This is a genomic window from Terrabacter lapilli (genome assembly GCF_039531305.1).
Lineage (GTDB): Bacteria > Actinomycetota > Actinomycetes > Actinomycetales > Dermatophilaceae > Terrabacter > Terrabacter lapilli.
The window spans coordinates 366,561-380,421 of record NZ_BAAAPU010000003.1 but is presented as its reverse complement, the minus strand read 5'-3'; the positions used below and the strand labels follow the sequence as shown (position 1 = coordinate 380,421).

The 13,861-nt window shown below is 73.5% G+C and carries 16 protein-coding genes; 8 read left to right on the top strand and 8 right to left on the bottom strand.

Translation table 11 applies throughout. The features are described from left to right. Positions 1 to 42: 42 nt before the first annotated feature. From rpmF to ABD241_RS03090, 6 genes are all read right to left on the bottom strand, one after another. Positions 43 to 237: a 50S ribosomal protein L32 gene (gene rpmF, locus ABD241_RS03115; RefSeq protein WP_142184271.1), complete on the bottom strand. Its 195-nt coding sequence runs from the start codon at positions 235 to 237 to the stop codon at positions 43 to 45. Position 238: 1 nt separating this feature from the next. Continuing rightward, on the bottom strand, positions 239 to 814 hold the full coding sequence (locus tag ABD241_RS03110; protein ID WP_344058322.1) for a YceD family protein: 576 nt from the start codon (positions 812 to 814) through the stop codon (positions 239 to 241). 89 nt (positions 815 to 903) lie between these two features. Then, positions 904 to 1,392, bottom strand: coding sequence for a pantetheine-phosphate adenylyltransferase (gene coaD, locus ABD241_RS03105; RefSeq protein WP_344058320.1), 489 nt, complete (start codon positions 1,390 to 1,392; stop codon positions 904 to 906). Between the two features lie 41 nt (positions 1,393 to 1,433). Next, on the bottom strand, positions 1,434 to 2,015 hold the full coding sequence (rsmD, locus tag ABD241_RS03100) for a 16S rRNA (guanine(966)-N(2))-methyltransferase RsmD (RefSeq protein WP_344058318.1): 582 nt from the start codon (positions 2,013 to 2,015) through the stop codon (positions 1,434 to 1,436). Position 2,016: 1 nt separating this feature from the next. Then, entirely contained in the window at positions 2,017 to 4,269 is a 2,253-nt protein-coding gene (locus tag ABD241_RS03095; RefSeq protein WP_344058316.1) for an ATP-dependent DNA helicase RecG, read from the bottom strand. A gap of 1 nt (position 4,270) precedes the next feature. After that, a complete protein-coding gene (locus ABD241_RS03090; RefSeq protein WP_344058314.1) occupies positions 4,271 to 5,989 on the bottom strand; it encodes a DAK2 domain-containing protein in 1,719 nt (572 codons plus the stop codon). Between the two features lie 151 nt (positions 5,990 to 6,140). Here ABD241_RS03090 and ABD241_RS03085 point away from each other — a divergent pair, with 151 nt between their 5' ends. After that, complete coding sequence (locus tag ABD241_RS03085) at positions 6,141 to 6,914, top strand: fructosamine kinase family protein (RefSeq protein WP_344058312.1); 774 nt, start codon at positions 6,141 to 6,143, stop codon at positions 6,912 to 6,914. Between the two features lie 166 nt (positions 6,915 to 7,080). Continuing rightward, positions 7,081 to 7,269 carry a 50S ribosomal protein L28 gene (gene rpmB / locus ABD241_RS03080; RefSeq protein ID WP_325004458.1) on the top strand — a complete coding sequence of 63 codons (189 nt, stop codon included), beginning with the start codon at positions 7,081 to 7,083 and terminating at the stop codon, positions 7,267 to 7,269. Positions 7,270 to 7,458: 189 nt separating this feature from the next. Here rpmB and thiL read toward each other — a convergent pair whose 3' ends face one another. Then, complete coding sequence (gene thiL, locus ABD241_RS03075; RefSeq protein ID WP_425580702.1) at positions 7,459 to 8,427, bottom strand: thiamine-phosphate kinase; 969 nt, start codon at positions 8,425 to 8,427, stop codon at positions 7,459 to 7,461. A 228-nt stretch (positions 8,428 to 8,655) separates the two neighbouring features. Between thiL and ABD241_RS03070 the strand changes: the two genes are divergently transcribed. Then, the gene (locus ABD241_RS03070) at positions 8,656 to 8,889 is read left to right on the top strand and encodes an Lrp/AsnC family transcriptional regulator (protein ID WP_030146698.1); all 234 of its coding nucleotides are present in this window, start codon (positions 8,656 to 8,658) and stop codon (positions 8,887 to 8,889) included. Between the two features lie 58 nt (positions 8,890 to 8,947). After that, the gene (locus ABD241_RS03065) at positions 8,948 to 9,343 is read left to right on the top strand and encodes a hypothetical protein (RefSeq protein WP_344058304.1); all 396 of its coding nucleotides are present in this window, start codon (positions 8,948 to 8,950) and stop codon (positions 9,341 to 9,343) included. Between the two features lie 25 nt (positions 9,344 to 9,368). Here ABD241_RS03065 and ABD241_RS03060 read toward each other — a convergent pair whose 3' ends face one another. After that, positions 9,369 to 10,508, bottom strand: a complete 1,140-nt coding sequence (locus ABD241_RS03060; protein ID WP_344058302.1) for a D-alanine--D-alanine ligase family protein — start codon at positions 10,506 to 10,508, stop codon at positions 9,369 to 9,371. Positions 10,509 to 10,558: 50 nt separating this feature from the next. Between ABD241_RS03060 and ABD241_RS03055 the strand changes: the two genes are divergently transcribed. The 4 genes from ABD241_RS03055 (at position 10,559) to ABD241_RS03040 (ending at position 13,848) form a co-directional block, all read left to right on the top strand. After that, positions 10,559 to 11,644, top strand: coding sequence for a trans-sulfuration enzyme family protein (locus tag ABD241_RS03055; protein WP_344058300.1), 1,086 nt, complete (start codon positions 10,559 to 10,561; stop codon positions 11,642 to 11,644). Positions 11,645 to 11,741: 97 nt separating this feature from the next. Continuing rightward, positions 11,742 to 12,338, top strand: a complete 597-nt coding sequence (locus ABD241_RS03050) for a phosphatase PAP2 family protein (RefSeq protein WP_344058298.1) — start codon at positions 11,742 to 11,744, stop codon at positions 12,336 to 12,338. A gap of 68 nt (positions 12,339 to 12,406) precedes the next feature. Next, positions 12,407 to 12,814, top strand: coding sequence for an ArsR/SmtB family transcription factor (locus tag ABD241_RS03045; RefSeq protein WP_344058296.1), 408 nt, complete (start codon positions 12,407 to 12,409; stop codon positions 12,812 to 12,814). After that, a complete protein-coding gene (locus tag ABD241_RS03040; RefSeq protein ID WP_344058294.1) occupies positions 12,811 to 13,848 on the top strand; it encodes a cation diffusion facilitator family transporter in 1,038 nt (345 codons plus the stop codon). The genes ABD241_RS03045 and ABD241_RS03040 overlap by 4 nt, the downstream gene beginning before the upstream one ends. Positions 13,849 to 13,861 lie beyond the last annotated feature (13 nt).

Below are 13,861 nucleotides of genomic sequence, written 5' to 3'. Positions count from 1 at the left end.
CCCCCAGCGCCAACTTCGCTCACGGGGCTGCTCACTGGGTGATCAGGCCTGGTGCTCGGTGCGCTCGGCAGCGGCGTAGTGACGGCCCTTGTACGTGCCGCACGACGGGCACGCGATGTGCGGCTGGTTGGCCGCACCGCACTGGGGGCACGTGGAGAGCGTCGTCGGCGTTGCCTTCCAGTTCGCGCGACGCGAACGGGTGTTGGAGCGCGACATCTTCCGCTTCGGGACAGCCACGTCAGTTCCTCTTCTCTTGCGGGTCGGTCCCCAGCAGTCCGCTGAGGGACGACCACCTCGGGTCGATCACTTCATGATGATGGTCCGGGTCCTCCGCGAGGTGCATCCCACACTCGGAACACAACCCCGGGCAGTCCGGCCGGCACACCGGTTGGAACGGCAGCGTCGGCACGACAGCGTCCCGGAGCACGGGCTCGAGGTCGATGAGGTCACCGACCAGCTCGTACACCTCGTCCTCGTCCGAGTCGGCTCCCACCTCGTGGTGGTGCGCCGCCCGGTCGGCGTAGGCGAACAGCTCCTGGAAGGTCCCCTCGGCGTGTTGCTCGAGGGGGTCCAGGCACCGCACGCATGCGCCGGTCGCCGTGCCGCTGACCGAACCCGTGACGAGGACACCTTCGACGACGGACTCCAGGCGCACCTCGACCTGGACCGGCTGGCCGGCCTTGATCGAGATGACGTCGGTGCCGAGGTCGTCGGGCAACGTCACCGTGCGCGAGAGCTCCTGCATCGTGCCCGGTCGCCGAACGAGCTCCCTGGTGTCGAGCACCAGGGGGGAACGGGGATCGGGACGGTCCATGACTCCTGCGCACAGTAGAGGATTCGGCCCGCGCCAAGACGGACGTGGACCGACCTCCAAGGCTACTAGAGGGGCGCCGTGCGCCCAAATCAGCCCAGACGGTCGCGCAGGGCCGTCAGGACGGCGTCGGGGACCAGACCGCTGACATCGCCGCCGTAGCGCACGACCTCCTTGATGAGCGAGCTGGAGACGTGCTGCAGCGCCGGGTCCGCCGGGATGAAGAGGGTCTCGACGCCGCTGAGGTGGTGGTTCATGGTCGCCATGGGCAGCTCGTAGGCGAAGTCGGTGCCGCCGCGCAGGCCCTTGACCATGCTCGCGGCCCCCACCTCGCGGCAGACGTCGACGACGAGCGTGGCGGCCCAGGCCCCGATGCGGATGTTGGGCAGGTGGCCGACCGACTGCTCGAGGAGGGCCACCCGCTCGTCGACGGTGAACGTCCCCTGCTTGCTGGGGTTGTGCAGGATGGCGACGACGACCTCGTCGAAGAGCCTGCTGGCCCGGGTCACCACGTCGACATGGCCATTGGTGAGCGGGTCGTAGGAGCCGGGGCAGACACACCGGCGCGCGGGGCTCGTCACGCGGCCAACCTACCGTCCGTGCCCAGCCGGCCGGGGCAGGCTCACGCGACGACGTCACTCGGTGGCGGCTCGGCGAACCAGACCGCTGTCTCGCCGTAGCGCTTCTCCCCCGACAGCTCGAGGCCCTCGGGCCACGTCGGCTGCGGGGAGCGGGTCGAGCGCTCGACGACGACGACCGCGTCCTCTGCGAGCCACCCGTGCTCGACGAGGCCGGCGAGGACCGCGGCGAGGGCCTCCTCGCTGACGTCGTAGGGCGGGTCGATGAGGACGAGGTGCATGCGGACGTCCCCGGGGGGCCCGGCTGCCACGGCACGCTCGACGGTGTCGGCGAGGACGCGTACGGCGCGGTGGCCGACCACGGCGACGTTGGCGCGGATGACCTTGGCGGCCGCCTTGTGCGACTCGACGAGCAGTACGAGGGCTGCGCCGCGGCTGGCGGCCTCGAGACCGAGGGCGCCGGAGCCGGCGTAGAGGTCGAGCACGTTGGTGCCGTCGAGGAGGCCGCGGTGCTCCAGACGGCTGAAGAGCGCCTCCCTGACCCGGTCGGACGTCGGGCGGGTGGAGGAGCCGGAGGGCGTCTGGAGGCGGCGACCGCCGGCGCTGCCGCTGATGATGCGGGTCACGTCAGCCGCGCTCCAGCCATGCCGCCTGCTCCTCGTCGAGCCGCATCGCGACGGCTGCGGCGAGCGCCGGGTGCGCCCGCAGCTGCGGGTCGTGCTCGACGAGCGCGAAGGCGTCCTCGCGGGCGTCGGCGATGATCTGCTCGTCCTCAACACGGCCGAGGCGCAGGTGGCGCACGGAGTTGGCCCGGCCGCTCTGGCGGGCCCCGAGGACGTCGCCCTCGCGGCGCAGCATCAGGTCGGCGCGGGCGAGCTCGAAGCCGTCGGTCGTGGCGGCGACCTGGTCGAGGCGCTCCATCGCCCGCTCACCCGGGTCGCTGGTCATGAGCAGGCAGAGGCCGGGCACCGAGCCGCGGCCGACTCGACCACGGAGCTGGTGCAGCTGGGAGATGCCGAAGCGGTCGGCGTCGACGACGACCATGACCGACGCGTTGGGCACGTCGACCCCGACCTCGATGACCGTCGTGGCGACGAGCACGTCGATCTCCCCTGCCGCGAACGCGCGCATGGTGGCGTCCTTGACGTCCGGGTCGAGCCGCCCGTGCAGCACGCCGATGCGGACACCCTCGAGGGCCGGGGTCGCGCGGAGGGTGCTGAGCATCGCGTAGACGCCGGTGAGCTCTCGCGTCGGCCCCTCCTCCGCGCCGCTCTGGTCGTCGTCACCCTCACCGTCCCAGTGCGCCTCCCAGCCGGCGTCCTCGTCGGAGCTGTCCCGCGAGGTGGCTCCCGGCTCGTCGTCGACGTCGCCGATCCGGGGACAGACGACGTATGCCTGGTGTCCCGCCGCGACCTCCTCGGCGACGCGCGCCCACGTGCGGTCGACCCAGCCGGGCCGGTTGGCGTCGACGACATGGGTCGAGATCGGCGAGCGGCCGCGGGGCAGCTCTCGCAGGGTCGATGTCTCCATGTCGCCGAAGACGGTCATGGCCACGGTGCGCGGGATCGGGGTCGCGGTCATGACGAGGACGTGGGGCGGCCGGATGCCCTTCTCCCGCAGGGCGTCACGCTGCTCGACCCCGAAGCGGTGCTGCTCGTCGACGACGACCAGTGCGAGGTCGGCGAACTGGACGTGCTTCTGGATGAGCGCGTGGGTCCCGACGACGATGCCGGCCTCGCCGGAGGCGGCGTCGAGCAGGGACCGGCGGCGCGCCGCTGCGCTCTGGCTGCCGGTCAGCAGCGCGACCGTGGTGCCGAACTCGGCGCCGCCGAGCATCCCGCCCTGGGCGAGGTCGCCCAGCATCGCGGTGATCGACCGGTGGTGCTGCGCCGCCAGCACCTCCGTGGGCGCGAGCAGGGCCGCCTGGCCGCCCGCGTCGATGGCAGCGAGCATGGCCCGCAGGGCCACGACGGTCTTGCCGGAGCCGACCTCGCCTTGCAGCAGGCGATGCATGGGGCGGTCCGACGCGAGCTCGGCGGTGAGCACCTCGCCGATCTCGCGCTGCCCGGCGGTGAGCTCGAAGGGCAGCCGGGCGTCGAAGGCCGCGAGCAACCCACCCGGGCGCGGCGGTCTCGGTGTGGCGAGCTCGGACTCGGCGGCCTTGCGTCGCTGGGCCAGGATCGTCTGCAGGACGAACGCCTCGTCGTACTTGAGGCGGTCGAGGCCGCGGGCGGGCTGCTCGTCGACGGCTGGGCGGTGGACCAGCTCGAGCGCCGCTGAACGGTCGATCAGCCCCCGCGACGCGCGGATGTCGTCCGGCACGGGCTCGCGGATGCGGTCGACCGAGTCGAGCGCCTGGTAGACCAGGCGCCTCATCTTGAGGGAGTTGAGCTTGCCGGTCGTCGAGTAGACCGGCACGCGGTGGGTCCGGTAGAACTCGACCGCCGCGTCGCCCTTCTCGTCGTCGTCGATCAGCTCGTACTCGGGGTGCGTCAGCTGCAGGCGGCGGCCGTAGGCACCCACCTGACCCACGAAGAAGCCACGGACCCCCGGGGCGAGCTTGCCCTCGTGGCCGTAGGCGCTGAAGAACGTCACGTCGAGCTCGTTGCCCAGGTCGTCGCCGATGACGACGGTCAGCATCTTGCCGCGACGGTTGCGCATGGGTCGGGTCGTGGCCTTCTTGACCTCGGCCACGACGAGGACGTCCTCGCCCACGTGGAGCGACGAGAGGTCGGTCAGGTGTCCCGGACGCACGTAGCGGCGGGGCACGAACTCGAAGAGGTCGGCCACGCTGACGAGGCCCTTGTTGCGCGCGAGCTGCTCCGCCTCGTTCTTCTTGACGAGCTTGGTCAGTGGCGAGTCCTCGGTGAGCACCGGCACCTCACTCCACCCCCAGCAGCACCGGGTAGACGTCCTGACCGCCCTCCACGAGGGAGACTTCGACGCCGTGGTGCGAGCGGCGCGCCTCGTCGGTCACCGCCTCCACGAGCCCCCCCGGAGCACCCGTGCCGGCCACCACGGTGACGAGCTCGCCGCCGCTCGCCAGCAGCCGGTGCACCACGTCGCGGGTCACGGACAGCTGGTCCGTGCCGACGACGACGACGTCACCGTCGACGACGCCCAGGACATCGCCCTCCTCGCAGGGACCCCCGCTGGTCAGTGCCGCCCGGTTGGCGACCGTGACGGCTCCGTGCCGGGTCGCCGAGGCGGCCGCCTGCATGGCGAGGACGTTGGCGGCCGCGGTGGCCGCGGGCTCGAAGACGGCGAGCGCCGCGAGCCCCTGCACGGCCGTGCGCACGTGGACGAGGTGCGACTCGATGCCCTCGTCCGAGGCCGCACGAACGGCTGCTGCGGCCGCGAGGAGCGTGTCGCCGTCGTTGGGCAGGACGATGACGCCCTCGGCGCCGCGCTCGTGCTGCTCGCGGATGGCGTCGATGAGCGTGCCGGTGGAGGCGCGCCGCCCGGGGCCGGAACCGACCACGAGCGCGCCGACCTCCTCGAAGAGAGCGCGGAGCCCCTGGCCGGCTGCGCACGCCACGATGCCCGCTGGGTGCCGCTCAGCGGCGCCCGGCGCACCGGTCAGTCGGCCGCTGCGCCGCTCGGGACGGGCGTGGGTCAGGGCCGTGATGCGCACCCGATGGGGCCGTCCCGCGTCGATCCCGGCCTCGACGGCGGCGCCGGCGTCGTCGACGTGGGCGTGGATGTTCCACTCGCCGTCCGCGCCCACCACGAGCACGGAGTCGCCGAGCTCGACGAGCCTGCCCCGCAGGACGTCGACCGCCGCGTCGTCCGAGTCGCGCAGGAGGTACATGACCTCGAACTCCGGCGTCGTGCTGCGCCCAGTGGCGCCGTCGTCGTGCGATGGCGTGGCACCGTGCGGGGCCGGGCGTGCGGGATCGGCACGCCGGCGCGCCGCGCGACCCGAGGCGCCGGCCCCCGTCTGTCCGGCGTGTCCCGCGCACACCTGCTCGAGGCACTCCAGGAGGGCGACCAGGCCGGCCCCGCCCGCGTCGACGACCCCGGCGCGGGCCAGGACCTCGAGCTGCTCAGGAGTGTGCTCCAGCGCAACCCGGGAGGCCTCCACCGCTGCCCGAGCGACCGCGTGCACGGTGGCGCCGGCGTCCTCGACGGCGTGCGCGGCCGCGTCGGCCATGGCGGTGGCCACGGTCAGGATGGTGCCCTCCTGCGGGTCGGCCACGGCCTGGCGGGCCCGCACCTCTGCGCGACGCAGCCCCGCGGCCAGGGCCCGGGCGTCGATGTCTGGCGTGCCTGCACAGCCCTCCGCGAGGCCCCGCGCGAGCTGGCTGAGGATGACCCCGGAGTTGCCCCGCGCCGTCCAGAGCAGGTGGCGGGCGAAGACGGCGAGCAGCCGGTCGGCGGTCGTGACGTCCACCTCGCCGAGCGTCCGCTCGGCCGCGCCGTCGAAGGTCAGGTAGAGGTTGGTCCCGGTGTCGCCGTCGGGCACGGGGAAGACGTTGAGGGCGTCGATCTCGGTGCGACGGGCCGCGAGCAGCGACCGGGTGAGGGCTGCCCAGCGGCGGATGGCGGCGAGGTCGAGCACGGCCAGGGGTCCGTCGGTCGACGGCTCTGCGCCGGGCATCTGTCCTCCTACTCGTGGTGCTGGACATCGGGCTCGCCGATGCTCGGCAGGCTAGCGCCTCGTCCCGACGGTCGCATGCGACCCTCCCAGCCGACCGCGCACCCGGACCACGCACCACCGGCACCGGGCGCCGGGCGGTTACGTTGGGCCCGTGACCCACCTCGACCGACGACACCGGAAGACCAGGCACGACGCCCCGGCCGGCTTCTTCGAGGCGGAGGCCGCGGGGCTGCGGTGGCTCGGCGAGGCCGAGGCGCACGGCGGCGCGAGGGTGGTCCGGGTCCTCGACGTCGGGCCGCACCACATCGACCTCGAGCGGCTGCACCCCTCGCACCCGACCGCTGCGCACGCCGAGGCCCTCGGGCTGGCCCTGGCCCGGACCCACGCCGCCGGCGCACCCGCCTTCGGTGCTCCTCCGCAGGGCTGGAGCGGCGACGCGTGGATCGGGCGCCAGCCGCAGAGCAACGACCCGTCCAGGACGTGGGGCGTCTTCTACGCCGAGCAGCGGGTGCGGCCCTTCGTGCGTCGGGCGCTCGACCGCGGTCACCTCGACGCGGCCGGCGCCCGTGTGGTCGACCGCGTCTGCGACCGCCTGGTCGCGGGCGACTTCGACGACGACCGGCCTCCGGCCCGCGTCCACGGCGACCTGTGGGCGGGCAACGTCGTCTTCACGACGGACGGCGCCGTCCTGATCGACCCGGCCGCGCACGGTGGCCACGGCCTCACCGACGTGGCGATGCTGGAGCTCTTCGGCTGCTCGGGCCTGGACCGGATCACCGCGGCCTACGACGAGGCCGCCGGCCTCGAGCGCGGCTGGCGCGACCTGGTCCCGCTCCACCAGCTGCACCCGCTCGCCGTGCACGCCGCGTCGCACGGCCCGTCGTATGCCGGCCCGCTCGTCGACGCGGCCCGCGCCTTCGCGTGAGGGCAGCTGGGGAGCCGCTCCCGCCGTTTTGTCGTCCGCGCGGCTCGTCGGCTACTCTTGACCGGTTCCCCCCGCGCACTGCGGGGTGACGCACGCCCTCGTGCGTCTGCCCCGAACCGGTGGTGGAGCGTTGCACTTCATCGACATCGAACTTCAGGAGATACCCGTGGCTGCCAACTGCGACGTCTGCGGCAAGGGACCGAGCTTCGGTCACAACATCTCGCACTCGCACCGCCGCACCAAGCGCCGCTGGAACCCCAACATCCAGCGCGTTCGGACGCTGGTGGGCGGTGTGACGCCCAAGCGAGTCAACGTCTGCACCTCGTGCCTCAAGGCCGGCAAGGTCGCACGCTGACCTCTCAGCACACGTAGAAGGCCGGTCCCGTCGGGGCCGGCCTTTCTCGTACCCCGCTGCGACGGCTCGAGGCTGGACCTCGCGACCCGGCGCGACGGCATACCTCGACCCGACGAGCACCACGCTGGGTCGAGGTGGGACCTCGCAACCCGGCGCGCCGGCATGCCTCGACCGGCGCTCCGTGCGGACTCAGGTCGCGCGGAAGTGGTCCCAGCCGGTGTGGGTGACGACGCGCCCGCCGACGAGGATGGCCGGCGCCTCGTCGTCCCGCACCGCACGCACGGTGCCGATGGCGCGCCATCCGGCCGGGAGCACGCCGGCCGGGAAGGTGGCCAGGAGCGAGTGCTCCTCTCCCCCGGCCAGGACGCAGTCGAGCGCCTGCTCGGCCCCCAGCACGTCCGCGAGCGCGTCGACGTCGGGCACGAGCGCCGACAGGTCGAGGTCGAGGACGACCCGGCTCGCCCGCGCGATGCGCCCGCCGTCACGCAGCAGCCCGTCGCTGACGTCGAGCATGGCGGTGGCCCCGCCCGCTGCCGCCTGTGGCCCGGCCGCCAGCGGCGGCTCGGGGCGACGCTGGCGCTCCGTGGCCTCGGGCAGCCGGTCGGGCGCGTCGGCCTGCAGCAGCCGCAGGCCCGCGTCGGCGAGGCCGAGTGAGCCGTGGACCGCGAGGACGTCACCGGGGCGCGCGCCGGAGCGCAGCACGGGCTCGCCGTCGAGTCGGCCGAGGGCGGTGACCGAGACCATGACCACTCCGGGCGGCGCGGAGGACAGGTCACCACCGAGCACCGCCACCCCGGCGGCCGTGCACACCTCCGCCAGGCCACGCACGTGGTCGAGGACCCACTCGAGCGACAGCTCCGGGTCGGCCACGAGCGTGACGAGCACACCGGTCGGCACGCCTCCCATGGCGGCCACGTCGGCGAGGTTCTGCGCCACGACCTTGTGGCCGATGTCGGCCCCGGACGACCAGGCGTCCAGCCAGTCGCGCCCGAGCACGACGGTGTCGGTGGTGGCGATGGTGCGGTCGGACGTGCGCAGCACCGCCGCGTCGTCACCCGGTGCCACGACGAGGTCGGCGCCGGGCGGGAAGGCGGGGAAGATGTGCCCCAGCAGCTCCTCCTCGTCCAGGGAGCGGAGCGGCGTGCCACCCGTCATCATCGGCCCGCGCTCGGACCGCCGCGCGTTCGACACGGGCCACACACCCTTCCGGTCGTCGGCCCGCCTCGGGCCTTGGTGTCCGACGGGACGTGGAGCCCCATGGCAAGGTAGCGTCAGGCACGGCCGCAGTCACACTGGGGCCTGCCGTTCCGACCGGTCGTGCTGCCGCAGCCCGCGAGTGTGCGTCACGAGCGACCGACCAACGATCGACACACAGTGAGGTGACATGTGGTCCAGGCCTACATCCTGATCCAGACCGAAGTCGGCAAGGCCGCCAGCGTGGCGGAGCAGATTGCGGGGATCTCCGGGGTGACCCTCGCCGAGGACGTCACCGGCCCCTACGACGTCATCGCGCGCGTCGAGGCCTCCAACGTCGACGACCTCGGCCGCCTGGTCATCGCCAAGCTGCAGGACGTCCCCGGCATCACGCGCACCCTGACCTGCACGGTCGTCCACGTCTGAGGTCGACCTGAACCCACGCTCGTTCCCCACGACGGCGGCGCTCCTCTGCGCCGCCGTCGTGCTGTCCGCCTGCAACCGCGCGCCCGAGGTCGCGCTGGCCCCCGAGTCGACCGCGACTGTGTGCCGGTCGGTGGCGTGGCCCGCGACGGTGAGCGGTCACGCGCGGGTCACCACCCAACCGGAGGACGCCTCGGTGGCCGCCTGGGGCGACCCGGCGATGTTCGCCCGGTGCGGGCTCGAGGCCCTCGGGCCCACGACCGACAGCTGCGTCACGGTGGACGGCGTGGACTGGGTCGTGCGCCCGCTCAGCGACGGCTCGAAGGCGACGACGTTCGGGCGCAACCCGGCCATCGAGGTCCTGGCGCCCGGCGCCTACGGCCCGGTCCCGCTGCTGCTGCCGGCCTTCACCGCCGCGGCGAAGGCGCTGCCGACGAACGGTCGGCACTGCTCCTGACGTCTGCGGCGCCGGGTGCCCGGGCTCAGCGCAGCCCGGTGCGTCGCTCGAGCGCCAGGGAGATCAGGTCGTCGATGAGGTCGGCGTAGCCGAGCCCGGAGGCCGCCCACATCCGCGGGTACATCGAGTGCGGGGTGAAACCGGGCATCGTGTTGATCTCGTTGATGACGACGTCGCCCGAGGGCGTGTAGAAGAAGTCGACGCGTGCCAGGCCCTCGCACCCCGCCGCCTCGAAGGCGAGCACCGACATCTCGCGGATCCGGTCCGCCACCGCCGTCGGCACGTCGGCCGGGCAGTCGAGGCGGACGTCGTTCTCCGCGAGGTACTTGGCCTCGAAGTCGTAGAACGTGTGGTTGGCCACCACGACGGCCTCACCGAGCTCGCTCGTGCGCGGCGCGTCCGTGCCGTGCCCGTCGAGGACGCCGCACTCGATCTCCCGGCCGACCACCGCGGCCTCGACGACCACCTTGGGGTCGTGCTCGCGGGCCGCCTCGACGGCGGCGCGCAGCCCGGACGCGTCCTCGACCCTGGAGATCCCCATGCTCGAGCCTGCACGGGCGGGCTTGACGAACACCGGCCAACCGAGCGGCTCGACCCGGGCCAGGGCGGCCGCCGGGTCGCGGTTCCAGTCGCGGTCGGTGATGACGACGTAGGGACCGACCTTGAGGCCGGCGGACTCGAAGACGACCTTCATCATCGCCTTGTCCATCATGACGGCCGAGGCGGTGACGCCGGAGCCGACGTAGCGCACGTCCGCCAGGTCGAGCAGGCCCTGGATCGTGCCGTCCTCGCCGAACGGGCCGTGCAGGAGCGGGAAGACGACGTCGACGTCACCGAGCGCACGGGGCGGCTGCCCCGGCTCGAGGACCGTCAGCGACCGGTCCCCGGTGCTGAGCGGGACGACGACGGACGCACCGCCACCGTCGACCTCGGGGGTCTGTCCGGGCAGGAGCCGCAGCGGCTCGGGGTCGTCGGCGACGAGCACCCAGTGACCGTCGCGGGCGATGCCCACGGGCACGACGTCGTACTTGTCGCGGTCGATGGAGCGCAGGACGCTCGCGGCCGTCGAGCAGGAGACGGCGTGCTCCGAGGAGCGTCCTCCGAAGACGATGGCGACGCGCGGGCGGCGGCTCGGCTGGTCGGGCTGGGGCTGGTCCGTGGTCATCAGACGAGACTCTATCGAAGGCCGTCAGCAGCCCCTCGTACGCTGACGGCGTGGTCAGGGACAAGGATTCGCAGCAGCTGCACGTCGAGACGTTCCTCGTGGCGTCCGGGCGGCCGGAGCGTTCGCCCGGTGCGTCGGTGAACGTCCCGGTCGAGCTCACGTCGACGTACGCCGCCGACGGCGCCGTCAACTACGCCCGGTCGGGCAACCCGACGTGGAACGCGTTCGAGGAGGCCCTCGGCGGGCTGGAGGGCGGCGTCGCCCTCGTGCACGCGTCGGGCATGGGCGCCATCTCGGCGGCCCTGTCGCTCCTCCCGGCCGGCGGGACGGTCGTCGCCCCCGACACCACCTACAACGGCACCGCCGACCTGCTGGCGGCGCACGAGGAGGCCGGCGGCGCCGTCGTACGCGTGCACGCCACCGACACGGCCGGCTTCCTCGCCGCCCTGGACTCGGCCGACCTGCTCTGGCTCGAGTCGCCCACCAACCCGCTGATGGATGTCACGGAGCTCGACGTCGTCCTGACCCGCTCGCGCGAGCTCGGCGTGACGAGCGTCGTCGACAACACCCTCTCGACGCCGCTGCTGTGCCGCCCGCTCTCGCTGGGTGCCGATGTCGTCGTGCACTCGGTCACCAAGTACCTCTCCGGCCACAGCGACGTCGTGCTCGGCGCGACGGTCGTCGCCGACACCGACCGCGGCCGGGGCCTGGGCGAGCGGCTGCGTCGCCACCGCACCCTGCACGGGGCCATCGCGGGGCCGCTCGAGGTCTACCTGGCCCTGCGCGGGCTTCGGACGCTCTCGGTGCGGTTCGAGCGGGCGAGCGCGAGCGCCGCCGAGCTCGCCCGCCGTCTCGCGGAGCACCCGTCGGTCGAGCGCGTCCGCTACGCCGGCGCCGGCGCCATCCTGTCCGTCGACGTCGCGGGTGACGAGGCTGCGGCGGAGCGCGTCTGCGCGGCGACCCGGGTGTGGCTGCACTCGACGAGCCTGGGCGGGGTGGAGTCCCAGGTCGAGCGCCGCCGCCGCCACCCGTCCGAGTCGCGGGAGGTGCCGGTCAACCTGCTGCGGCTCTCGGTCGGCATCGAGCACGTCGAGGACCTCTGGGCCGACCTCGACCAGGCACTGCGCGCGGCCTGAGCCCGCTCTCTGAGATTTCCCTCAGATCCGTCCGGGATGCTGGCCCGACCGCAGGCGAGCTGCGGTCGTCGCCGTCTGCTGCCTAAGGACTCCGCCCGTGAGCAACCTGCTCGACCTCAGCACCACGCTGTTCCTGCGCGTCAACGACTTCGCGCGCGCGACCCCCTGGCTGCACGCCCCCGCCGTCGCGTACGCCAAGTACGGCCTCGTGGTGTTCGCGGCGCTCCTGCTCGTGGGCGTGTGGCAGCGCCGCAGCTCCGGCGACCGCGAGCTCGCTGCCGCCGTCTGGGCCGGGCTCGGGACCCTGCTGGCCGTCGCAGTGAACCAGCCGGTCGCCTCCCTCGTGGCCGAACGTCGACCGTATGCCGCCCATCCCGGGATCCTCGTGCTCGTCGACCGGTCGACCGACTGGTCCTTCCCCTCCGACCACTCCGTGATGGCCGGGGCCGCCGCCGTGGGACTCCTCCTCGTGTCACGACGGCTCGGCGCCGTCGCGGCGGTGGCGGCCCTGCTCATGGCGGCCGTACGCGTGTACGTCGGCGCCCACTACCCCGACGACGTCGTCGCCGGGCTCGCGCTCGGTGCGTTCGTCGCAGGCGTGGGCTGGCTGCTCGTGGCACGACCCCTCACCTGGCTGGTGCACCGAGGCCGGGCGCTCCCCGTCGTCGACCGGGTGCTCGCCCCCGCGGCGTAGCAGGCCGCCCTCGGCGCCGGCCCCGGGGCGGTCACCGGACCGACACCGGGATGGCTTAGCATCTGCGCATGCACGCAGACATGCAGGGAGGAGATCTCGCCCTCCCGCACGAGCAGGTCGAGCTGGCCGTCGAGACCTTCCGCATGCTGGCCGACGGCACCCGTGTCCGGCTGCTGTGGGCCCTGCACGACGGCGAGCTGTCCGTCAACGAGCTCGCCGACGCGGTGGGCAAACCGGCCCCCTCCGTCTCCCAGCACCTGGCCAAGCTGCGGATGGCCCGCATCGTGCGCACCCGCCGCGAGGGGACGCACGTCTACTACCGCATCGAGAACGACCACATCGCGAGCCTCGTGCGCGATGCGGTCCACAACGCCGAGCACGCATACGACGGCATGCCTGCCCACCACCGGCCCACCAGCCCGGCACACGCCGTCGTGACTCCCGTCCGGCCGAGCCACAGGGGCGCGGCGCGATGAGCGCGCGCCTCCACGGCCACGAGCAGGGCCACGACCACCCCAAAGACCACGACCACGCGCACGACCACGCGCACGACCACGCGCATGACCACGCGAACGGACTCTGGGGCAGGCTCCGTCACGCCGTGACCCCGCACTCGCACGACACCGCCGACTCCATCGACTCGGCGCTCGAGACGAGCGCCCGCGGCATCCGCGCGGTCAAGATCAGCCTCCTCGTGCTGGGCATCACCGCGATCGCCCAGCTCGCGGTTGTCTCCGTCTCCGGCTCGGTGGCCCTGCTCGCCGACACCATCCACAACTTCTCGGACGCCCTGACGGCCGTCCCGCTGTGGATCGCCTTCGCGCTGGGCCGGCGCGCAGCAACCCGCCGCTACACCTACGGCTACGGGCGGGCCGAGGACCTGGCCGGGCTCTTCGTCATCGCCATGATCGCCCTGTCCGCGGTGCTGGCCGGGTGGGAGGCCGTCGACCGGCTCCTGCACCCGGCTCCCGTGGCCGACCTCGGGTGGGTGGCGCTGGCCGGGCTGGTGGGGTTCATCGGCAACGAGACCGTGGCGGTGTTCCGCATCCGCGAGGGCCGGGCCATCGGGTCCGCCGCCCTCGTGGCCGACGGGCACCACGCGCGCACCGACGGCTTCACGTCGCTCGCGGTCCTGGTGGGCGCCGGCGGTGTCGCGCTCGGCTGGGGCTGGGCCGACCCGGTGGTGGGCCTCGCCATCACCGTCGCGATCGCCCTGGTCCTGCGCACCGCGGCCCGCGACGTGCTGCGCCGTCTCATGGACGGCGTCGACCCCGGCCTCGTCGAGGCGGCCGAGTCCACGCTCGCCGAGGTCCCCGGCGTCACGGGGGTGCGCAGCGTGCGGATGCGCTGGATCGGTCACGAGATCCACGCCGAGGCGGAGCTCGACGTCCACGCCGCCACGTCGCTGGTCGACGCCCACGCCGTGGCGCACCGGGCCGAGGCCGACCTCGTGCGCACGACGCCCCGGCTCACGAGGGCCGTCGTGCACGCCTACCCGTCACACCCCTAGGGGAGCGGACGGC

Excerpts from the sequence above, each read along its gene's own strand:
- ABD241_RS03110 (WP_344058322.1), bottom strand. The coding sequence starts at position 814 with ATGGACCGTCCCGATCCCCGTTCCCCCCTGGTGCTCGACACCAGGGAG.
- ABD241_RS03090 (WP_344058314.1), bottom strand. The coding sequence starts at position 5,989 with ATGCCCGGCGCAGAGCCGTCGACCGACGGACCCCTGGCCGTGCTCGAC.
- thiL (WP_425580702.1), bottom strand. The coding sequence starts at position 8,427 with ATGATGACGGGTGGCACGCCGCTCCGCTCCCTGGACGAGGAGGAGCTG.
- ABD241_RS03060 (WP_344058302.1), bottom strand. The coding sequence starts at position 10,508 with ATGACCACGGACCAGCCCCAGCCCGACCAGCCGAGCCGCCGCCCGCGC.
- ABD241_RS03045 (WP_344058296.1), top strand. The coding sequence starts at position 12,407 with ATGCACGCAGACATGCAGGGAGGAGATCTCGCCCTCCCGCACGAGCAG.
- ABD241_RS03040 (WP_344058294.1), top strand. The coding sequence starts at position 12,811 with ATGAGCGCGCGCCTCCACGGCCACGAGCAGGGCCACGACCACCCCAAA.